The sequence below is a fragment of the Pseudidiomarina donghaiensis genome (assembly GCF_900116895.1).
GTDB lineage: Bacteria > Pseudomonadota > Gammaproteobacteria > Enterobacterales > Alteromonadaceae > Pseudidiomarina > Pseudidiomarina donghaiensis.
Genome location: NZ_FPCF01000003.1, coordinates 194442 through 215749, shown reverse-complemented (window position 1 = coordinate 215749; position 21308 = coordinate 194442). Strand labels below are relative to the sequence as shown.

Below are 21308 nucleotides of genomic sequence, written 5' to 3'. Positions count from 1 at the left end.
CTAGTAAGCATTAGCTATTGGGTAACGGAATACCGGTGCTCAGAGCCACCTTCTCCAGTTGCCGCCACAGTGCGGCACTGTATTCAATCCCATGTTTTGACTGCTCTTGGCGGATTTTAAAAGCCCCTTCGCCAGGCACGCGAACCGGTCGGTTTGGGTCAATCGGAGTGGTTGCTCGAATACCATCGACCATAGCTTGTGCTTGATGTTTAAATTCTTCTGGGTCGCCAAACGCCGCTGGGTCTACCACCTGCACCCACACTGTATTCGCATCAAGCCCAGCTTGCTCTTGATGCCGCCCAAGCTGACTTAAGCCAAGTGTCCACAGTTCACTAAACAAACACAGGCCCGAGCCTTTGTAACCCAATTGCTCGCCACCAAGCGGCGCAAGTACGCTAGCTGGGTCTGCTAAAAATGTGGTGGCGTCGGTGGTGTAGTTGCCCTCAGCCGTAATCAGCGCTGGGTATGGCAATGGCTGCCCCTCTGCGATCGCTTTACGCACTTTGCCGGCAGCAGTCATCGACAAACTCACATCAAATAAGATAGGGTGCCCCTGCGTGGGCGCGCCGATGGCAAAGGGGTTGGGAGAGAACCAAGCTGTCTTGGCACCATAAGGTGCAACCACTTGTTGCCCTGGGGTTGCACACATCATTTGCACTAACATGCCCTGCGCTGTTGCTTGTTCTAAATACACCGCCAGCGCAGCAACGTGCTGCGCACGCTTCACCACCACCGTGCCGGTTCCGCATTGGCGCGCCATCGTCATCGCTGCATCCACCGCCTTGGGCATTACATACAAGCCAGATAACAAATCAGCATCCCACAATTGAACTGCAGCGCGCTGACTTAGCACTTTAACTTGGCCATTTGCCCGTGAACTACCGTCCTGCAAACAGGTTAAGTTATAACGCAAACGCATTAGGCCGTGAGTACGAAACCCCATAAGATCGGCTGCAACTAAATTTTCGGCCATGGCTTGGGCTAATTCTGTGGCCGCACCGGCTTGCTGGAGGCAGTTTTGTGCCCAATCGCGTATTAATTCCACGTTAATTCGAATATTTTTCTGCTCAGTCATGCTCTGTTCGTTGTAAATTGGAATCAATTCGATAAGCTTATCAGACTAAACTTGTCAGACAATGCTTATAAGACAAAGGAATTAAGAGGAGTACATAAGTGTCGATAGCAACAGTAACACAAAGGATTGGAGTAATAACCAGCGGTGGTGATGCGCCAGGAATGAACGCCGCGCTACGCGCCGTGGTATTAGCTGCCGAACATTACGGCATGGAAGTCGTCGCTTTTCGACATGGCTACAAAGGCTTGTTAAATAACGAGCATATTTCACTGAATGCGCCCGATGTACTGCATATTTTGCAGTACTCAGGAACCATTATTAAAAGTGCTCGTTGCCCACGCTTTAAAGAAGAAGAAAGCGCGAAACTGGCCGCCAAGAATCTTGATGCACTGAACATTCAAGGGTTGGTTGTTATTGGCGGTGACGGTTCGTTTCGCGGCGCGCACCACTTAGGTAAACATTGGAACGGCAAAATTATTGGCGTGCCGGGCACCATCGATAATGACTTATATGGTACCGATGCCACTATTGGTTACTCCACAGCAGTTGCGATTGCGATGGACGCGCTGGATAAAATTCGTGATACCGCAGACGCCATGGACCGCGTATTTATTGTTGAAGTCATGGGCCGCCATGCTGGCTTTATTGGCCTGAAAAGTGCCATGGCCGCCGGCGCAGAGCGTATGATCTTGCCTGAGCTACAAAAAGACAAGCCGCTAACCATTGCCGCAATTGTGAAACACATAAAACGGGTTGAAGCCGTGCGTGGGGCCGGTAGTTATGTCATGGTCTTAAGCGAGCATCAATGGCCCGGCGGCGCTGTTGCCTTGTCAGAGCAGCTTGAAGCCGAATACAGCATGCCGTGTCGCCCCTGCTTACTTGGCCACATTCAACGTGGTGGACCGCCGACTGCAACCGACCGTGTACTGGCTTCGGAGCTTGGCGTGCACGCCGTTGAACTGATTCGTGACGGCGTGACTGGCGTGATGGCCGGCCTGCGCGCAGGTGAGTTGGTGGAAGTACCGCTAGAAGAAACTTGGACCAAGAAAAGTCCGCTAGATGTGAACTTACTGCGTATTCAGCACGAGATTTTTAATCCAGTGAAAAAGCCAGCACGTGACGAGCAAGAATAAGCCGTATATTTAGGCGATTCGATAGTGGCAATTTGGGGCAATTACGACGATAATATGCCCCTTTTTTATTCTGCCCAATTCAACCCTGTTGAAGCGATGGAGGTGATTCACCTTGAGCCAACAAACAATGCACCAAATTACTGCTTTGTCAGTGCAAACGGAAACTCCGGTACGGGAGTTTTTTGGCGCCCAAACCGATGCCGCAATTTATGCCAATGGCACTCATATTATCGGGTTTGGTTTTGACGGTACTGCGTGTTTTCGCAAAGGTACGCGCAACGGCCCTGACGGCCTGCGTTCGGTATCAGAAGACATCGAGAGTTACTCGCCGTATTTAGACGCTGATCTTTTCGATCTACCGTTTTATGACTTAGGTAATTTGTCGCTTGGCACAAGTGATGACGTTGAAGCACAGTGGCAACACGCAACCGATCAGTTTGACGCGGCATTTGGCCCAATTGATTTGGCCGCAAACAAAGTACGGGTGCTCACCCTAGGTGGCGAACACTCTATTTCGTATGCGCCAATTCGCAAATATCTGCAGCAATACCCAGAGCTGGTGTTGCTACATTTAGATGCGCACGCCGATTTACGCGATGGCTTTTTGGGCTATCACTATTCGCACGCGTCAATTATTCGTCGCTCGCTCGATCATTTCGGCCCTGGCCATCAGTTAATTCAGTACGGCATTCGCTCGGGTACCCGCGAAGAATACCAATACATGAACGAGCACGGTACGGTACGTAAGTCGCGCAAAGACTTTTTAGATAGTGTGGCTGCCATTCCGGCCGACCGCCCTATTTACCTCACACTTGATTTGGACTACTTCGACCCGGCGTTTTTACCAGGCACTGGCACCCCTGAGCCAGGTGGCGAAGATTTCCACTCGTACGTGAGCTTGATGAAAATTCTGCGCGAGAAAAACCTAGTGGGCGCAGACGTTGTTGAGCTATCGCCAGAAATTGACCCAACCGGTAATTCTGACGTGTTCGCCGCTAAAATTGTGCGCGAACTACTGATTATTTTGAACGAAAAAGGAGCTCTATAATGGCTGAGAACTGGACGATTGACGACGCCGAAGAGCTTTATGGTGTAAACCGTTGGGGCGCTGGCTATTTTTCAATTGGCGCCAACGGTAGCATTCAAATTGCGCCAAACCACCGTTTGCCAGACGTGACCATTGATATGAAAGACGTGGTTGACGAAATTTTAGCGGAAGGCATTCAATTGCCTGCAGTTATTCGTTTTCACGACATTTTGCGTTCGCAAGTTGAGATTTTGAACGAAACCTTCGCCAAAACCATTGAAGACGCTGGCTACAATGCCCGCTACATTGGTGTGTTCCCTATTAAAGTGAACCAAATGCGCGAAGTAGTTGAAGAAATCATCGACGCTGGCGAACCTTATGACTACGGCTTAGAGGCCGGCTCAAAGCCTGAACTCATGGCGGTGTTAGCGTACAACGAAAACCCGAACGCGCTTACTGTACTGAACGGCTACAAAGACGAAGACTACCTGACGCTTGCCCTGCTGGGCCGTCAGCTGCGCCGCAAAATGATCATTGTTATTGAAAAATACAGTGAACTGGAAATGCTTATTCCACTCGCGAAAAAGCTAGGCGTTGAGCCGATGATTGGCTTACGCAGCAAAATGATGGTTCGCAGTGCCGGTAAATGGGCCGGCTCGAGTGGCGATCGTGCAAAGTTCGGCTTGAGCATTACCGAAATTCTCAACATTGTTGAGCTCTTGAAAAAAGAAGACATGCTGCACTGCGCTAAGCTACTGCACTTCCATATTGGTAGCCAAATGTCAGATATCCGCAAGGTTAAAGAAGCGGTTTCTGAAGGCGCTCGCTTGTATGCCAAGTTGGTCCAAATTGGTGTACCACTTGAGTATCTCGACATTGGTGGTGGTTTAGGTATCGACTACGACGGCACTAGCTCAACCACCGACTCGTCACGTAACTACTCTACCGATGAGTACGTTGCCGACGTTGTTTACGGCGTGAAGCAGATTTGTGACTTAGAAGAAGTACCTCATCCGAACTTAGTCAGCGAAAGTGGCCGAGCGATTACAGCACACCACAGTTGTGTGGTAACCAATATTGTCGGTGAGATTAAAAACACGGGCGCGCAATTTGACATTACGCCAACTGAAGGCGAACACATTCTTGTCAGCAACATGCGCGAGCTAGTCAACGGTTCAGACATGCACCCGCAGGAACGCTACAACGACGCCGCTTCGTTTAAACAGAGCGCCTATGAGGCGTTTAAACTAGGTATTTTGTCGTTAGACGAAATGGCCAAACTCGACACCATGTATTGGCGCATATTAAGCGAGATCCACTCGTCGCTTGATCGCGAAAGCTTCGTGTTCCAAGAACTTGAAGAACTTGAAGACATGTTAGCCAGCCAATACCTGTGTAACTTCTCGATTTTCCAGTCAGCGGCGGATACTTGGGCCATTGGCCAAGTGCTGCCAATTGTGCCAATTAACCGCTTAGACGAGAAACCAGAAGTACGCTGCTCCATTGTTGATATTACCTGTGACAGCGACGGCAAGCTCAGTAAATACATTGAAGGCACCGAAATTAGTGACAACATTCCGATGCATAGTTTGCGCAAAGGCGAAGACTATCATGTAGGCATGTTCCTTACCGGTGCGTATCAAGACGTAATGGGCGATATGCATAACTTGTTCGGCCGTTTAACCGAAGTGCATATTTACTGCCACGATGACGAGCCAGGCGATTTTTACATTGAAGAAGTGGTTCCGGGCACCTCAGCCGAGAAAGTGCTTGAAACCATGCAGTACAACACCGATTTCATGGCCAAAACAGTGAAGAAGTCGATTGACCGTGAAGTTCGCAAAGGCCACATTGCACCACGTGAAGGCGTGAAGTGGACTGACTATTACGAGAAGTGTTTGGCCGGTAGCACCTACTTAAAGGTGTAAAAACCGGCAAATTGCGCATTTCCTGAGCAAACGGACTGAATTCACCGAATTTCCTTAAAAAAGCGGTTGACTCAGACCCGAAAAACTCGTTTAATACGCCCCGACGCCCAGATAGCTCAGTCGGTAGAGCAGGGGATTGAAAATCCCCGTGTCGGTGGTTCGATTCCGCCTCTGGGCACCATTATTCGAAAAGCCTCGCAAGCAATTGCGAGGCTTTTTTCGTTGTGCCTCCAATGATTGCTTACCCACCCGAAATACTGTATAAATGAACAGTATATTTGATTGCACATAAGGACAAACCATGGCAGTAGTCACTCAATATGTTGTAGTGCGAGATGGGGAAGAAAAAATGACATTTACCACCAAAGCTGAAGCCGATGCCCACGACAAAATGTTGGACATGGTGGATGAGCTTTTGCCCCTACTTGAACGCAGCGAAACCATTACTGAAGAGAAACAACTTGAAGATCTTGCTTTCTTTCTTGCGCGTGAGCGCGAGCAGGTGTTGATTGCACTTGGTGCGAAGAAGCCAGTCAAAAAGAAAGCCGTAAAAAGCAAAGAGCCTGAGCAGTAGCCACAAAAAAGGGCGCATCCTTGCGCCCTACTCTTTTCGTTATCTTGGTTTGCCTCAAAGCGTTAGCTTAGAACTGATAGCTGTAGCTTAAGCTAAACGTTTGCCCTACTTCACGCGACTGCACTAGAACTCCCGACTGCGTTACTTCTTGGTCTTCGTCTAACAAGTTTTGCACCTTGAAGCTAAGCTTCGAGTTGAAGTCTGGGTAGTAGTTGTACACCAAATCAAGCGAGTGGAATGGCTGCTCGTAAGCATCACCGCGGCCGCCAATACCAGCCGCTAAAATACGCTCACCAAACACGTTGTAAACTAACGAGCTTGAGTGATTGCCATTCAGCGAGTCATAACCTAACTGGAAGTTGGCAACGTACTTAGAGTGGCCCGTTAAGCGCTTCGTCGGGTTGGTTAAGTTTCCTGCTAGTGCTGGGTTGATGGCTGCTTCTGAGTCACTAAAGGTTAAGTTACCCGTGGTAAAGAAGCCATCGGTAACATAAGCCAAGTCATGTAACCATTCGAACTCGACACCGTATACTTCTGCGGTTTCCCCGTTTACGTAGTTTAGGGTGTACTCTTCATCGCCAACGCTAAGTACCGACTCAATTGGCTTTGTAATGTCTTTGTAGAATAACGAAACGGTATAGTTGTCGCCATTGTCTGCAAAATATTCAAAGCGCGCATCGAAGTTGGTCATTGGGCTGCTTTCTAGGCCAGCGCGACCAATGGTACGAATGTCGGTGATTGGGTCAAAATAAGCAACCGGTACGGTTTCACGAATGTCTGGACGTACTACGGTTTCTGAAAAACCAAAGCGCAATTGATAGTTATCGTCGCTGATGTAGGTTAAAGACAACGCCGGATAAAAATCATCTTCAATGGTCGTACCGTTTAACACACGATCTGGGTTGTAGAAGGTGTCCAGGTCTTCGCGAGTAAAGATTAAGCTAGATGTCGCTAATGACACTTGCTTGAATTCTTCCCAACGTACACCACCAGCTAACCGCCAATTGTTGGTTAAGAACGCATCAAATGAACCATAGTACGCATCGGTTTTTTGCACCGCGATATAGTCATCAGCATCCGGTGCTGTTGGCTCACGGTACGACAAAATAAAGTTACTTTGGTCAATACGCTCGTCGGTTAAGTAGTTGGTTACACCAAGAATATCGCTGTAATCTTCATTTACCGTAACCCGTAAGCCTGAGCCATTATCCATGGCGAAGCGGTCGGTGGTGTAATAACGTGCTTTGTCGGTAAAGTCATAGCCGGCACGAAACTCGATATCCATACCCAGTAACGTGGTTGGCAGCGAGAAGTTACCGCTGTAAGACTTGACATGATCTTCCATGTCCACATATTGGTACACCGCGCGGTTATCATCGCCGGTGACCACAGTGCTTTGGTAGTTACCCTGGCCGTCGTAGATATCATCAAAACGATATGAAATATCGGTTGGAATTTCCGTTTCCGCTGTAGACTCAGTGTACTGCCAGTCGAAACCAATACCCCAGTAGTCTAAAAACGTGTGCTGCCCTCGTATTTGGTCGATATCGAGCGTGCGTTCTTCGTATTTAAACTCGTGCTCACGGTTCGCAAGACCAGAGCCATAAATAGTTTTCAAGTTACTACCGTTCGGGCTTTGCATAATACCGAATTCAGATTCGTCTTCTGAGTCGGTTAAATACAACTTGGTATAGCTGACCGAGTGCGTGTCTAACTCATAGCCCACACTAAACACGCCATTCATACGCTCGGTTTCGGTGGTTAGCGTGGTTTCGCTTAAGGTGTTGTAGCACGAATTTGCCACGTCTTCTGCGCTACCTAAGCTGGTTGAGCAACCCGCCGTTGCGTTTTCACTTAACACCGCATTTTTACGCTCTGACACATTCCATTTGGTGTCATAAGCGCCAGCTAATAAAAAGCCAATGCTACCGCCGAAGTAGTCTTCATCAAAGCTGTTACCAATGCTAGCCTTAATGCTGTAGTTCGGATCTAACGACTCACTGCTTAGTGCAATATCACGTGGTAAAGCGCGTGCTAGCCCAGCATTGATGGTACGAGCCTGATCACTGGCAGAGCCACTGTCATTTGCGACTAAACCGTCTTTGTTGATGATATTACGCAAGCTAAAGTCACCACGATAATGCACTATCGCGTCACGAATGTTCTGTGGCAAACCAGCTTCGTTTCTATTGTAGGTATAGCCGTCGGTAGCATTGGTGTTTTGGCCAACGCCAACCTCTAAATTGAACTGAAAGTCGGTTGGCAATGACTTGGTGCGAATATCAATATTACCGCCGCCAAATGCTGCCGGCATACCAGGCGAAAATACCTTTTGTACCGCCAGGCTTTCAATAATGGTAGATGGAATAATATCTAATGGAATAACGTTGCGGGTTAAGTCTGGGCTAGGAATACTGGCGCCATTTAAGCGCGCGCTTGAATAACGCTCACCTAAACCACGAACATAAACATACTTGCCGTCAACCAAGGTTAGGCCTGTCACTCTGCGTAACGCTGAGGCGGCATCACTATCGCCTGTGCGAGAGAGCTGCTCAGCACCAAGAATGTCAGCAACAAACGCTTGGTTTTTTCGTTCATCAACAACGGCTGCTGCGCTTCCTTGCAGGCGTGTTCCAGTGGTTACCACTTCTTCAATAGCGGTGTCAGCAGCGGTTTCTGGGGAGGTTTGCTCAGCGTCTTGCTGTTGCGCAAAAGCTTGGCCACTGGCCAGCAATGCAAGGCTAACTGCGAGAGCTAGCGGCTTGAGTTTATAATTGGTGCTCATAGTCAACTCCTGCGTTTTAGTGAACAGCAAGCGCGATGTTATTCACGCCCGCTATACGTTGCATAACAACAAGCTGGTATTAGTCTTGTTCTGCCGCAGTTAACGCAGTTTGCACCCACTGGTACCACTCTGACGACGTATCTGTGCTTGATACAGCACCAATGTAATCAACTGTATCAAAGAAGCTATTACCTAAAGTGCTTAAGTCGTTCGCGGTTACCGTAATGTCTGCTGAGCTCATATCGGTTGAAAAACCATCAGGCGCAAAGACAGAGGCATTGCCACCTAAACGAGCATTCACACCGCCGTTGTCGAACCATTCTTGACGTGATGTGCCATCAGCAAACAAAGCACTTGAAGTGAATTCGTTTTCAGCTACACAAGCCATGGCTGAGTTAAAGAAGTTCAAGTCACCGCCAGTTACACCCAATTCACCGTCACCAGTAAATAAGATACAACGGGTGTCGTTGGTCGACACATCGTCTTTAACTAACAAGAAGTTATACAGTTGGCCTTGGAAGTTATCGTCGAATTTCATTGCCGTTGATGGGTCATTGTCACGCGTTGACAAACCGTCAGTGGTTACCACAGTTACGTTAGCAATGTTTGGACGTGACGTTGGTGCTTGCGAATAGTCTGGGCCTGAGTTTTTCTCGCCGTCGGCTTCAAAGCCGCCGTTACCCATGAATACGTCAGTACCATCGACGTTAACTGTACCGTGCTTGATAAACAAGAACTGCGCGTTACCTTGCCAGCCCGCATCGATATCCATCGAGTCATCTTGGGTGTCAGTAAACACAACGTGCTTAACGTTTGCGGCACCACCGAAGAATTCGATACCATCATCGTAACCTTGGTGAATGTGTACGAACTCATACGAAGAGCCAGAGCCCACAGCGTTTAAGGTTAACGAGTTCAAGTCGTCACCGTCGCCGCCAGCACGTGGACCAGAACCGGCATACCAAATTTTTGCATACTTCATTGAGCCGCTGTCATCAGCGTTGTCGTTACCGCCGTAGTAGCTCACGATACCTTCTGATGCAACGTTACAGGTATCGGCATCGCGCTGGGCGTCGGTACATTGGTTCGTAATACCTTGGCCATTCACAATAATGCCGCCCCAGTCAGCGAAGCGTGGGCCATTACCAACAACATCAAAACGCGTGAATGCGTTCGCTGAAGTGAAAGTTACTGGCTTATCAAAAGTACCTATCGCGTTTAACTTGGCGCCGCGCGCTACACGAATAATGGCTTCACCACTGGTAAATGCTAAGGTTGCACCTGGCTCAACAGTCATCACAGGGCCGTTTTCTTCAATCGAACACGCTGTGGTGGTATCACAATCTTCACCAATCAATAATGCGCCATCAAATACGTGCACGCCGCCATCTGGCAACTCTGCGAAAGTAACATCTTCAGTAATCTCAACGTTGCGGCTAGCGAATTCAAGGTTGTATTCACAGTCGCGACCGTCGAATGCGCCTTGCACACCGTTATGCACAGCACAGATATTTTCAGTGCCTGAGTCACCGCCACCACCTTCTGCTGGTGGGTTATTAACAGTATTACCTGAGTTGTTGGTGCTGTTGTCATTTACAGTTGGATTTACTGAAATGTCGCCGCCACAGCCAGCTAAAGCCAAAGCTGAAGCGATAGCGGTTACTTTAAACAAAGTTTGCAATTTCATGGTGTTCTCCCGGATAGGAACAATGTAAGTATTAAAAACGACGCAGGCAGATTAGTGAGAACGCGTGACAGAAATGTGACAAATTAGCGATGTCATGAAAGGTTCACCGAAGCGCAACAGAAGTGTCATGTTAAAACGTAAAACCAATTAGTCGTGGTTGAGTTGTCATTGCGGTGCTAAAGTTGATCAAGTGTACGTTTATGGAGAAGAGTCATGCGTTATTTTGTTGCCATTGCGGCAGTGATTTTAGCGGTATTGCTGATGGCCAAACCTGACGCTTCGGGCATTCAGCTGATTACCTTAACCAAGTCTCAGTTGGGCTGGACTGTTACCTATTCGCTGAATGAACCTACCGAACGCTTAATGTTTGTGCGCTCACCAGACCGCAGCCGCGCTGAGCGTTGGCAGTCGCTCGATAGCAACATTGCCATTCACTGGCATGACGGCAACGAAGTAGTGACTAGCTTGAACGGCGAGCCATTTAGTGAAGTGTCGTTTGCTCTTGATGCCACTTACGTTTCACTGCCAAAAGACTATGCGCCGTTCTCGCCATTTAGCAATGGCGGCATGCTGGTTCACACTGGGCGTTTCTTTGCCTGTGCCGACACATGTACGGCTCACCATCACGAATGGCCAATGGCCATGCAAGTATCAACCGACGACTATTTGTTAATTAACGGCACCCGCCAAATGGGCTTTTTTGAGTGGTTAGACAGTGACAGCGGCCGAGCTATTTATGTAGGCCAGCAACCGCCTGAGCATTTTGCCGCGCTGGTGGCGTTAATTGACCCAGCATTACCACAGTCATTGCAATATGGCTTAGTTAGCGAGCTTCCCATGATCATGAGCTATTTTACCAAGCAATTGGGAGGCTTGAGTAGTACACCGACGTTGTTTGCCTCGTACAGTGACTATGAAGGCGGCTACTACGGACAACAAGGTGGCGTATTGCCAAACCAAGTGTTTATGCACTGGTACGGAGAAGCAGCATTAGAACGGTTAGACGAAGAAACCACCTTGTGGTTTTTTGCACATGAAATAGCGCATTTATTTCAAGGCAACGGCTTACGATTTTCATCGACAGAAGAAGCGTGGATTCACGAAGGTGCAGCGGAAATGATGGCCTATTTGTATACTGACAACAAATTGGGTCAAAACAGTGCGATATTGCAAAACGCCGTGCAAGAAGCACAACAAAAATGTGCCGCGGTTTGGCCCATCAGTGAGGCCTTTGTTGATGTAGGTCGGGTAGATTTTCGTGCGCACTACACCTGTGGCTTAGTCGCTAATGCCGAGTTACACGCCCAGCTACAAGCCAATGGTGTCAGTCATGGTATATTCACATTATGGCAAACCTATTCCGACCTAATTCGCCAAGGTGAACCTGCAAATTCAACCACTTACTTTGCTGCATTTGAGCGTTTAACGGGGTATGCTTCAATGACATTACGACAATTGATTGATAGACCGGTTTCGGTATCTATTGCACCCTAAGGACGTAACATGAAACCACAACGTATATTTATCACTGGCGGTGCCAGCGGTTTAGGCTTTGCTTTGGCGCAAATTTGCGCCAAAGGTGGTTGGCAGGTTTGCATTGGCGACCGCGATATTGAGCGCGGTGAAGCGGTGATTGGTAGTTTGCAAAAATGGCAACCCAGTGCGCTGTTTGTGCCGTGCGATGTCACTCGCATGAATAATCTAGAAAGCGTCGCCAAACAGTTACAAGAAAAATGGGGCGGCGTTGATGTTGTGGTGAACAATGCTGGGGTAGCGCAAGTTGGCAAAATTGCCGACACCACATTAAGTGACTGGCAATGGATAATTGATATTAATTTGCTTGGTGTGGTGCGTGGTTGCAAGGTATTCACGCCACTATTTAAGCAGCAAGGCCATGGTTATTTTGTCAATGTAGCGTCTATGGCTGGCTTACTAGATGTTCCCAACATGAGTGCATATAACGCCACCAAAGCGGCTGTGGTAAGTTTATCCGAAACCCTGCAAAACGAGTTAGCCAAAGACAATATTAACGTGACAGCCGTTTGCCCAAGCTTTTTTAGAACCAATTTAAACCAAGGCATGCGCTCAACTATTGACGGTATGGATGCCAAACTCGATAAACTGATGAGTTCGAGTAAGCTCAATGCTGTCGACATTGCGCAGCTCATTATGAAAGCGGTTGAGCGCAAGAAGTTTTTGGTGCTACCGCACCGCCAGGGGCGGGTGGCGTGGTACCTGAAACGCTGGTTGCCACGCCGCTGGTACCAGAAAATGCTTTATTCGCGAATCAAATGAAACGCTTGTTGACGGCCATTTAAATACTGTACGCGTTCACCATCAAAGAACGCGTCTTCTTCCAACATAATGACCACGTCTTGCTGCCAGCTTTCACTGTAGGTGGTATTGCTTAACTCTATTGAATAGGCCGTATTAGCAAACAACGGGTAGTCCCCTGTGCCTTTGGTGTCCGCTTGATTGTCCCACATACCTATAGTTGGGCCCGAACCATGACCGTAGTACCCAATGGGGTGACTGTAAATAAGTGGCCGTAACTGTTCAGCCAGCGCTTTTGAGCGGGCCTGCGCCAGCACTTGATTACCGGTAAGCCCTACGTTGAATTGCGCGGTAAGAATATCCTGCAACCGGTTGCCATTCTGTAGTGCCTGCCGTAGTGAAGCCGGCGCCTCTGTCTGGCCTTTTGGCAGCACGTAAGCGTGCTGCTGGGTGTCGGTATTCAGGCGTAAATAAACTAAGCCTAAATCCACATGCAGTAAGTCACCTGCCTGCACCACCTGATTACTTAACCGCGGGGTTTTATTGCCTTGACGCTGTAAGGTAACTGTGGGAGGAAACCACGCGCTTAAGCCGCGCTGTTTAATTGCATTTAAAAACCACCATTCAATATCGCTCGTAGTGGTTTCACCTACCTGCACCACCGCATTAGAAAAGCCTTCGGCTATAATGTCGTGGGCAATGCTTACCGCCTGTTGGTAATGTGGTATTTCTTCGGCAATGCGTGTCTCTAGCCAACCCACAGCCAATGCCTCGGCACTGACAAGACGTTGCGACTGCTCTGGCTTGAGATTCAGTATCAGTTCACGATAATCGGTTAAGGTTAAGCCATCGGCTTGGGCAAAGTCCGTTGACGTATTTATTCCAATGCGGCGTGGTTGACGTTCACTAATTATGGCTTGCAACGCCTGCCATTGATTTGGTTGTTGCTCAGGGTTCCACGCTTTGCGGAACACATTACCTACGTCATAGCGTGCAACCGCAAGTGCTTCCACACCGAGATCAACACCATTAGCAGCTATACCACGATCAAAAAACACCAAGATTGTTCGCCGCCGCGCCGAGAACCAGTCACTGGGCAATAACGTGCGAAGTACTGGGTCTTCATTGTATTCACGGCTAATCAATACCCACATGTCAATGTCAGCACGGCGCATTAGCTGAGGTAACAGTTGCTTCACCCGTTGCTGCAACAGCTGATCAATCAGCTTGGCTTGCTGCTCAGCAGGCAGGTACTGTGATGATGGCTTGGCAGCAATCGAGAACGGCACCATTAGACACGCCATAAATATCAAAGTGACTAATCGATTAGTGTTGTGAATACTCATTATCTTCCCCAAAAACATAATAGTCATGAATGGCTGTAATTTATTTAATAAATTTGCCGAATATCGCTGCGCGTTCTAGCCTTGAATTATTAACACATGAACAACAAACGGACAGATTATGACCCATTTAAACCATGACAACGCGCCACACGCTGCACTTACTATGCCGTCACTTGATGGTGTTGCACAACAGTTGATTGATGCACAAGCGCAACAATTTTTAGTTGAATTGGTCCGCCGGTTTCGCCCACAACTAGAGCACGTTCTTAAGTTACGGGCACAACGCCAAGCTAAGATTGATCAAGGTACTCTGCCAGATTTTGATCCAACGACTAAGAATATTCGCGAAAGCGAATGGCGCATAGCTGACCTACCAAAAGACTTGACCAAGCGGCGCTTGGAAATCACCGGCCCCGTTGACCGCAAAATGGTCATCAACGCGCTGAACGCTAACGTTGACTGCTACATGGCCGACTTTGAAGATTCCCAGTCACCCACATGGGACGGTGTGTTGCAAGGCCAAGTAAACTTGTATGACGCCAATAGATGTGAGCTTGAGTACACTGACCCAGCTAGCGGCAAGCACTACCAATTGAAACCCAATCCCGCCTTGCTGATTGCCCGCGTACGCGGCCTGCACTTACCTGAAAAACATGTACTCGTTGACGGAGATCCGATACCGGGTGGGCTGTTCGACTTTGCCCTATATTTTTATTTGAACTATCAACAGCGGATTGCCAATGGTACCGGTGTGTACTACTACGTACCCAAACTTGAGCACAGCGACGAAGCCAAATGGTGGGCTGACGTATTCACCTTTACCGAAGACTACTTCAAACAGCCTCGCGGCACTATTCGCGCCACCATTTTAATTGAAACCCTACCAGCAGTGTTCCAAATGCATGAAATTTTACATGCCATGCGCGAGCATATTGCGGCGCTTAATTGCGGCCGTTGGGATTACATTTTTAGCTACATCAAAACCCTTAAAAATCATGCCGACCGTGTGCTGCCAGACCGTCAAGTCGTGACCATGAGCCAGCCATTTCTGAATGCCTACTCACGGCTATTGGTCAAAACTTGCCACCGCCGTGGTGCCTTAGCTATGGGCGGTATGGCCGCGTTTATTCCCAGCAAAGATCCACAAGAAAACGCCACCATTCTCGCCAAAGTGAAAGCCGACAAAGAACTTGAGCGCGATAACGGCCACGACGGCACATGGATTGCACACCCCGGTCTTGCCGATACGGTTCGTGAAGTGTTTGTTGATGGATTACCCGGCGATAATCAGTCGCACATTCTGCGCGAAGCCGATGCACCAATTACCGCGCATGACCTTCTAGAACCAAGCCAAGGCCAGCGCACTGAGCAAGGCATGCGCACCAACATTCGCGTGGCGTTGCAATATATTGCGGCATGGATTTCTGGCAAAGGCTGTGTACCTATCTACGGCTTAATGGAAGACGCCGCGACCGCCGAAATTTCTCGTACCTCTATTTGGCAGTGGATTAAACACGGCAAAACCCTCGATAACGGCAACGTTGTCACCAAACAGCTGTTTCGCGACTACTTGCAACAAGAGGCAGCGGTGGTTCGCAAAGAAGTGGGCGAACAGCGTTGGGCAGATGAGAACTTTGCCAAAGCCACACAGCTACTTGAAGACATCACCACAGCGGACGAACTCGTCGAGTTTCTCACGCTACCTGGTTACCAGTTACTGAATTAATTCAGGCGAACACTAAACATAAAACAACACAAACTTACAGGACAACACCCATGACTACAGTCAACTTAAACCACGCAGAAGCGGCGAAACAGCTTGAACACGATTGGCAAACCAACCCCCGCTGGAAAGGCGTTGAGCGCACCTATTCTGCGCTAGACGTGGTGCGCTTGCGCGGTAGTGTGCAGCCTGAGTGCACCTATGCACAAAACGGTGCGGCCAAACTCTGGCGCCTAGTCAACGGCGCCGCGCAAGAGAAGTTTGGCAAGAACTATGTTAACGCCCTAGGCGCGCTAACCGGCGGCCAAGCAGTACAGCAAGTGAAAGCCGGCCTGCAGGCCATTTACCTTTCAGGTTGGCAAGTTGCTGCCGACAACAACACCAGTTTAAGCATGTACCCAGACCAGTCACTCTATCCAGTCGACTCAGTGCCTACGGTGGTTGAGCGCATCAATAACAGCTTCGCGCGCGCCGACCAAATTCAGTGGTCGAAAGGTATTGGCCCTGAACAAGAAGGCTATGTGGACTATTTTGCGCCGATTGTGGCCGATGCTGAGGCTGGCTTTGGTGGCGTATTGAACGCCTACGAATTGATGCAAGCCATGATCCGTGCAGGGGCAGCCGGTGTGCATTTTGAAGACCAGCTAGCCAGCGTGAAAAAATGCGGCCATATGGGCGGTAAAGTACTAGTGCCAACACAAGAAGCTGTGCAAAAACTTATTGCGGCACGCCTTGCTGCTGACGTTGCTGGCGTACCCACACTTATTCTTGCACGCACCGATGCCAATGCCGCTGACTTATTAACCTCTGACGTAGACCCCAATGACCAACCGTTCTGCACCGGCGAGCGCACCGCGGAAGGCTTTTATCGGGTTAACGCTGGCATTGATCAAGCCATATCGCGTGGTTTAGCCTATGCGCCATATGCTGACTTACTGTGGTGTGAAACAGCGAAGCCTGATTTGGACGAAGCGCGCAAATTTGCCGAAGCCATTCACGCCAAATATCCTGGCAAACTATTAGCCTACAACTGCTCGCCAAGCTTTAACTGGAAACGCAACTTAGATGACGCCACTATTGCGAAGTTCCAACGTGAATTGGCTGCCATGGGTTATAAGTTCCAGTTCATCACACTCGCTGGCGTGCACAACATGTGGTACCACATGTTTGAACTTGCCTATGACTACGCACGCAACGACATGTCGGCCTATGTGAAGCTACAACAGCAAGAATTTGGGGCGGCCGACAAAGGCTACACCTTTGTGGCGCACCAACAAGAAGTTGGTACCGGCTACTTTGATGAAGTGACCAATGTTATTCAAGGCGGCAAGTCTTCTGTAACGGCGCTTACCGGCTCAACCGAAGAGGATCAGTTCAAAAAGCCGGCGTAAGCTTTGGTTTACAAATACCTCATTAGGATTACCACAGAAAATAATGAGTATAAGCCGCCAAGTAAGGGCTCTTGGCGGTTTTTTTGTGTTAGTATGCGCGCGCCTGAACAGCTCACCCTAAAAATTTGACTGTTCGTCTCCTGAAGCCTCACATGTTGAAGGAATAGCGACTCATGTGGAAACTACTGTTATTGCTTTTGGGCGCAAGCCTTTTCTCTCCTGCTGCATTTGCAGCCGCCGGTCAACTTGACCTAACCACCGCAAATGTTGGCATTGCCGCCATTATCATTTTTACCGTTGCGTATATTCTGGTTATGGGCGAAGAGCGCCTGCACATGCGTAAGTCTAAACCGGTATTGGTTGCCGCCGGCTTAATCTGGATTATGATCGGCTTTGTGTACATGCAAAACGATTTACCAGGGGTGGCAGAAGACGCATTTCGTCACAACTTGCTCGAATTTGCCGAATTGATGTTGTTCTTGTTGGTGGCGATGACGTACATCAACGCCATGGAAGAGCGCCGGTTATTTGACGCATTGCGCGCATGGATGATTAAAAAAGGGTTTAGCTACAAACAGTTATTCTGGCTTTCAGGCTTCTTAGCATTCTTTATTTCACCCGTTGCTGACAACTTAACTACCGCGCTACTGATGTGTGCCGTGGTGATGAAAGTTGCCGATGGCGATAAGAAATTCATTAGCGTGTCATGCGTTAGTATCGTTATTGCAGCCAACGCTGGTGGGGCTTTCAGCCCGTTTGGCGACATTACCACGCTGATGGTATGGCAAGCCGGCATGGTTGAATTCCAAGAGTTCTTTGTGCTGTTTATCCCATCACTGCTGAACTACTTAGTGCCAGCGGTGATCATGAGCTTCTTTATTGAAAACCGTAAGCCTTCAGCGGTATACGAAGAAGTTGAATTAAAGCGTGGCGCTTTACGTATCACCACCTTATTCCTGCTCACCATTGCCACCGCGGTAGCCTGCCACATGTGGCTACACTTGCCGCCGGTACTGGGCATGATGATGGGTTTAGGCTACTTGCAGTTCTTTGGTTACTTCTTACGCATGACCCTGCCAGGTTCTTTGGCGCGCAAACGGGCCATGGCTGAACGTGCTGGTGATATGGCACGCTTAGAGCGCTTAGGCTCGGTAGTACCCTTTGACGTATTTAGCCGCGTTCAGCGCGCCGAGTGGGACACCTTGTTGTTCTTCTACGGCATCGTAATTTGTGTCGGCGGTTTAGGCTTTATGGGCTATTTGTCGCTGCTATCAAACACACTGTATTTGGGCTGGAACCCAACCATCGCTAACGTAACATTAGGTGTCATGTCAGCGGTTATCGACAACATTCCGGTTATGTTCGCGGTGCTTTCAATGCAACCGGACATGTCGCACGGTCAATGGCTGTTGATTACCCTAACCGCGGGTACTGGCGGTAGCTTGCTGTCGATTGGTTCTGCTGCAGGTGTGGCGCTTATGGGCCAAGCTCGTGGCTACTACACCTTCGCTAGCCACTTGAAGTGGACCCCAGTGATTGCTCTGGGCTATCTGGTCAGTATTCTTGCCCACATGTGGTTAAACGAACACCTATTCACCGTGTTTAACCACTAACGAATAACGTAGGGAACAACGAACTAACCCGCAGCCGTGCGCACACAACGCATAAAGCGCACGGATTCAGGGTACGGAAATACATCCGTAATCACCCCTTGGCGTAAGTTTTCTTGTTGCTGCTGCCAATATTTGGCATCAATTAACTCTGGATGATGCTGCAATAGTATCTTACGTAATGCCGGTTGCGGCACCGCAAAGGTGGCCAACTGCTCCGGAAAAACATCATTCGGCGCAACCGCATACCATGGCTCCGGCGCCATCATTTGTTCGTATGTTTCAGCTTTCGGTAACGGCCGAAAGTTCATTTCAGTTAAATACTGAACTTCATCATAGTCATAAAAAACCACCCGCTTGTGACGCGTTAAACCAAAGTTCTTCAGCAGCATGTCGCCAGGGAAAATATTTGCCGCCATCATGTCTTTAATGGCCTGCCCGTAGTCGTTCATCACCGCTTCTATTTCGGCTTCACTGGCGTACTCAAGGAAAATATTCAGCGGTGTCATGCGGCGCTCAACAAACAACTGGCTAATCACCAATTGCTCGTTTTCTATGGTGAGGCTGCCGGCCACGGTTTGTTTCAGCTCGTCAAGCAAATCGGGGGCAATACGGTCTAATGGAATAGCTACATTGGCAAATTCATAGGTATCGGCCATGCGACCAGCTCGGTCATGACGCTTAACCATGCGGTATCGGTCGATAACCGTTTGCCGACTCATTTGTTTGCCGCCGCCAAACTCGTCTTTAATCACTTTAAACACATAAGGGTAAGATGGCAGCGTAAATACCGTCATCACCATACCTTTAATACCGGCGGCGGCAACTAGCTGGTCATTACTCGCTTCCAGGTGGTGCAAAAAATCGCGGTAAAACTCGGTTTTACTTTGTTTGTGCAGGCCAATGGCAGAATACAGCTCCGCAATGGTCTTCTTCGGCATCAAGCCTTTTAAGAACCGTACCAATGCCGATGGCGCGCGGGTATGCACCATAAAGTATGAACGGGCAAAGGCGAAAATAATCGCCATTTGGTCGGTATCGGTAATGAGTGCATCAAGGTAGAGCTTGCCGCTGGCATTGCGCAGTACCGGTACAATAAACGGATAAATACGATTGGCGCTAACGATGCGCCCCACTACGTACGCAGCTTTGTTGCGAAAAAACGGCTCTTTCAGCACATCAATGCGCAGTTGGTAGGTGGACAATTCACCGGCTGAGGTTTGCTGTCTAAACGCCTTGCGCAGTAAACGAATATCTTCTGAGAGGTCGTCATACGGCGCACCAAAATCTATGTCGCCCATAATACGGGCGAGCGTGCGGCGCATGCCTTGAACGACTGGGAAATAAGAACGAAACTCGGTTTCCAACGCCAGCGGAATGCTGTCACTTAAGGTGGTTTCAACAAAAATATAGGCATTATTGAAATAGCGCCGATGAAACAAGTTGCAAAACACCGAGTTATAAAAGGTTTCGGCAAGTTCTGCTTGCGGATGAAACTGCAAAAATTGGTGATATAGCTTTCGCGTTGCTAGCCACAAGTCTTCATCAAGCTTGCCTTGGGTGAGCTTTCGCAAACTAGCTGTAGTTTCACGCACCCGTTGATCATAAAAACTGATCCGCGCCGTGGCAGCATACTGCCCTGCATGCCAGTCACCTTCAGCAAAGCGTGTTTTGGCCTGTTGGGTAACGTCCTGAAACACCGCATAGTGCTTGTGGAAGCCTTGCAGAATTTTGCGAGCGAGAACGCCAGCGCGCTTATTATCACTCATAAGTCGTGATGTGCTGCGGTATCAGTTATTAATTGGCGGAACCAACGGTGGCCAGCATCATGCTGTAACAACGGGCTCCAAATCATGGTCAGCTCTAACGCCGGAATATCAAACGGCGGTTTGAGCATGACTAGCTCGTCGTCATCTTGGTATAACGTTGCTGCTTGGGTTGGTAAGGTTGCGATAAGCCCCTGTCGGGCTAAATGCATGGCAACATGATAATTTCGAGTAAACACGCGAATGCTGCGCTTATGGCCCAGTTTACCTAAGGCTTCATCTACCCAGCCAAGCTTTTGTACGTCGTGGGGGTCCATACCTACACCTACACCAAAGCCGGTTTTACTCACCCACACGTGTTCACCCTCAAGGTAGTTTTTCAGGGTATAGTCGGCCACTAACGGGTGGTCTTTACGCACTAGGCAACTGAAATCGTCTTCCCATAGGTTCTTTTGGTGAAATGACTGCGGTAATTTCTCAAAACGGTTTATGGCTAAGTCCACTTTGCCATTTTCAACGTCATGAAAACTAATATCACTGGGCGTCATGATATCTAGCGCCACATAGGGCGCCTGTTGGTGTAGTTTTTCGAGTAACCGTGGCATTAAAGTCGATGCTGCATAGTCTGACGCCATAATGCGAAATACGCGGTCGCTGGTTGCGGCATCAAACTCGCGAGCTGGTTGCACCATTTCTTCAACTGAATAAAGAATTTGGCGCACCGGCTCTTGCATTCTAAGAGCGGTTTCAGTGGGCAGCATACCTTCACTGGTGCGCACCAAAATTGGGTCATTGAGCAGCGTGCGTAAGCGCTTTAACCCGTTACTCATCGCGGGCTGAGTAATGTTCAGTTGGGCTGCGGCTTTGGTGACATTGCGTTCGCGCAGCAGCACATCTAAATAAACCAACAGGTTCAGGTCGATATCTTTAATGTTATTCATAGAAAAAATAAATCCCGCTATAAGAATATAGCGGGATTATAGACAGGT

At 48.9% G+C, this 21308-nt stretch carries 15 protein-coding genes and 1 tRNA gene; 10 read left to right on the top strand and 6 right to left on the bottom strand.

Annotated elements, in window-relative coordinates:
- Positions 1-10: 10 nt before the first annotated feature.
- Positions 11-1075, bottom strand: coding sequence for an Ldh family oxidoreductase (locus BM334_RS08050; protein WP_092840567.1), 1065 nt, complete (start codon positions 1073-1075; stop codon positions 11-13).
- A gap of 98 nt (positions 1076-1173) precedes the next feature.
- Here BM334_RS08050 and BM334_RS08045 point away from each other — a divergent pair, with 98 nt between their 5' ends.
- The 5 genes from BM334_RS08045 to BM334_RS08025 all read left to right on the top strand — a co-directional run bounded on the left by BM334_RS08045 (position 1174) and on the right by BM334_RS08025 (position 5737).
- Positions 1174-2208, top strand: coding sequence for an ATP-dependent 6-phosphofructokinase (locus tag BM334_RS08045; RefSeq protein WP_092840564.1), 1035 nt, complete (start codon positions 1174-1176; stop codon positions 2206-2208).
- A gap of 112 nt (positions 2209-2320) precedes the next feature.
- A complete protein-coding gene (gene speB / locus BM334_RS08040) occupies positions 2321-3256 on the top strand; it encodes an agmatinase (protein WP_241970956.1) in 936 nt (311 codons plus the stop codon).
- A complete protein-coding gene (gene speA / locus BM334_RS08035) occupies positions 3256-5163 on the top strand; it encodes a biosynthetic arginine decarboxylase (protein ID WP_092840558.1) in 1908 nt (635 codons plus the stop codon). The genes speB and speA overlap by 1 nt, the downstream gene beginning before the upstream one ends.
- A 105-nt stretch (positions 5164-5268) precedes the next feature.
- Positions 5269-5344, top strand: a tRNA-Phe gene (locus BM334_RS08030).
- Positions 5345-5464: 120 nt separating this feature from the next.
- Positions 5465-5737: a YebG family protein gene (locus BM334_RS08025; RefSeq protein ID WP_092840555.1), complete on the top strand. Its 273-nt coding sequence runs from the start codon at positions 5465-5467 to the stop codon at positions 5735-5737.
- Between the two features lie 67 nt (positions 5738-5804).
- On the opposite strand, the gene BM334_RS08020 is transcribed toward BM334_RS08025, so the two are convergent.
- Both BM334_RS08020 and BM334_RS08015 read right to left on the bottom strand, forming a co-directional pair.
- A complete protein-coding gene (locus BM334_RS08020; RefSeq protein ID WP_092840552.1) occupies positions 5805-8522 on the bottom strand; it encodes a TonB-dependent receptor domain-containing protein in 2718 nt (905 codons plus the stop codon).
- 79 nt (positions 8523-8601) lie between these two features.
- Complete coding sequence (locus BM334_RS08015; RefSeq protein ID WP_092840548.1) at positions 8602-10209, bottom strand: beta-helix domain-containing protein; 1608 nt, start codon at positions 10207-10209, stop codon at positions 8602-8604.
- A gap of 213 nt (positions 10210-10422) precedes the next feature.
- On the opposite strand from BM334_RS08015, the gene BM334_RS08010 reads away from it, so the two are divergent.
- Positions 10423-11703: a gluzincin family metallopeptidase gene (locus BM334_RS08010; RefSeq protein ID WP_092840545.1), complete on the top strand. Its 1281-nt coding sequence runs from the start codon at positions 10423-10425 to the stop codon at positions 11701-11703.
- Positions 11704-11712: 9 nt separating this feature from the next.
- A complete protein-coding gene (locus BM334_RS08005; RefSeq protein ID WP_092840542.1) occupies positions 11713-12504 on the top strand; it encodes an SDR family oxidoreductase in 792 nt (263 codons plus the stop codon).
- On the opposite strand, the gene BM334_RS08000 is transcribed toward BM334_RS08005, so the two are convergent.
- On the bottom strand, positions 12486-13829 hold the full coding sequence (locus tag BM334_RS08000) for a M24 family metallopeptidase (protein WP_198677372.1): 1344 nt from the start codon (positions 13827-13829) through the stop codon (positions 12486-12488). The two genes, BM334_RS08005 and BM334_RS08000, sit on opposite strands and share 19 nt — an antisense overlap.
- A 163-nt stretch (positions 13830-13992) precedes the next feature.
- Between BM334_RS08000 and aceB the strand changes: the two genes are divergently transcribed.
- The 3 genes from aceB (at position 13993) to nhaD (ending at position 18556) form a co-directional block, all read left to right on the top strand.
- On the top strand, positions 13993-15555 hold the full coding sequence (gene aceB / locus BM334_RS07995; protein ID WP_241970960.1) for a malate synthase A: 1563 nt from the start codon (positions 13993-13995) through the stop codon (positions 15553-15555).
- A gap of 50 nt (positions 15556-15605) precedes the next feature.
- Positions 15606-16943 carry an isocitrate lyase gene (aceA, locus tag BM334_RS07990; RefSeq protein WP_092840536.1) on the top strand — a complete coding sequence of 446 codons (1338 nt, stop codon included), beginning with the start codon at positions 15606-15608 and terminating at the stop codon, positions 16941-16943.
- A gap of 173 nt (positions 16944-17116) precedes the next feature.
- Positions 17117-18556 carry a sodium:proton antiporter NhaD gene (gene nhaD, locus BM334_RS07985; RefSeq protein ID WP_092840533.1) on the top strand — a complete coding sequence of 480 codons (1440 nt, stop codon included), beginning with the start codon at positions 17117-17119 and terminating at the stop codon, positions 18554-18556.
- A 23-nt stretch (positions 18557-18579) separates the two neighbouring features.
- Here the strand turns inward: nhaD and aceK are convergent, their stop codons facing one another.
- Together aceK and BM334_RS07975 are read right to left on the bottom strand one after the other, a co-directional pair.
- On the bottom strand, positions 18580-20322 hold the full coding sequence (gene aceK / locus BM334_RS07980) for a bifunctional isocitrate dehydrogenase kinase/phosphatase (RefSeq protein WP_092840530.1): 1743 nt from the start codon (positions 20320-20322) through the stop codon (positions 18580-18582).
- Positions 20319-21260 (bottom strand): LysR family transcriptional regulator, encoded by a 942-nt coding sequence (locus tag BM334_RS07975; protein WP_092840526.1) that lies wholly within the window; start codon positions 21258-21260, stop codon positions 20319-20321. The genes aceK and BM334_RS07975 overlap by 4 nt, the downstream gene beginning before the upstream one ends.
- Positions 21261-21308 lie beyond the last annotated feature (48 nt).

What these genes read in the sequence shown, in the direction of transcription:
- BM334_RS08050 (WP_092840567.1), bottom strand. Translation starts at nt 1,075, where the DNA reads ATGACTGAGCAGAAAAATATTCGAATTAACGTGGAATTAATACGCGAT.
- BM334_RS08015 (WP_092840548.1), bottom strand. Translation starts at nt 10,209, where the DNA reads ATGAAATTGCAAACTTTGTTTAAAGTAACCGCTATCGCTTCAGCTTTG.
- BM334_RS08005 (WP_092840542.1), top strand. Translation starts at nt 11,713, where the DNA reads ATGAAACCACAACGTATATTTATCACTGGCGGTGCCAGCGGTTTAGGC.
- BM334_RS08000 (WP_198677372.1), bottom strand. Translation starts at nt 13,829, where the DNA reads ATGAGTATTCACAACACTAATCGATTAGTCACTTTGATATTTATGGCG.
- aceK (WP_092840530.1), bottom strand. Translation starts at nt 20,322, where the DNA reads ATGAGTGATAATAAGCGCGCTGGCGTTCTCGCTCGCAAAATTCTGCAA.
- nhaD (WP_092840533.1), top strand. Translation starts at nt 17,117, where the DNA reads ATGTGGAAACTACTGTTATTGCTTTTGGGCGCAAGCCTTTTCTCTCCT.
- BM334_RS08020 (WP_092840552.1), bottom strand. Translation starts at nt 8,522, where the DNA reads ATGAGCACCAATTATAAACTCAAGCCGCTAGCTCTCGCAGTTAGCCTT.
- aceB (WP_241970960.1), top strand. Translation starts at nt 13,993, where the DNA reads ATGCCGTCACTTGATGGTGTTGCACAACAGTTGATTGATGCACAAGCG.
- aceA (WP_092840536.1), top strand. Translation starts at nt 15,606, where the DNA reads ATGACTACAGTCAACTTAAACCACGCAGAAGCGGCGAAACAGCTTGAA.
- BM334_RS08025 (WP_092840555.1), top strand. Translation starts at nt 5,465, where the DNA reads ATGGCAGTAGTCACTCAATATGTTGTAGTGCGAGATGGGGAAGAAAAA.
- BM334_RS07975 (WP_092840526.1), bottom strand. Translation starts at nt 21,260, where the DNA reads ATGAATAACATTAAAGATATCGACCTGAACCTGTTGGTTTATTTAGAT.
- BM334_RS08010 (WP_092840545.1), top strand. Translation starts at nt 10,423, where the DNA reads ATGCGTTATTTTGTTGCCATTGCGGCAGTGATTTTAGCGGTATTGCTG.
- speA (WP_092840558.1), top strand. Translation starts at nt 3,256, where the DNA reads ATGGCTGAGAACTGGACGATTGACGACGCCGAAGAGCTTTATGGTGTA.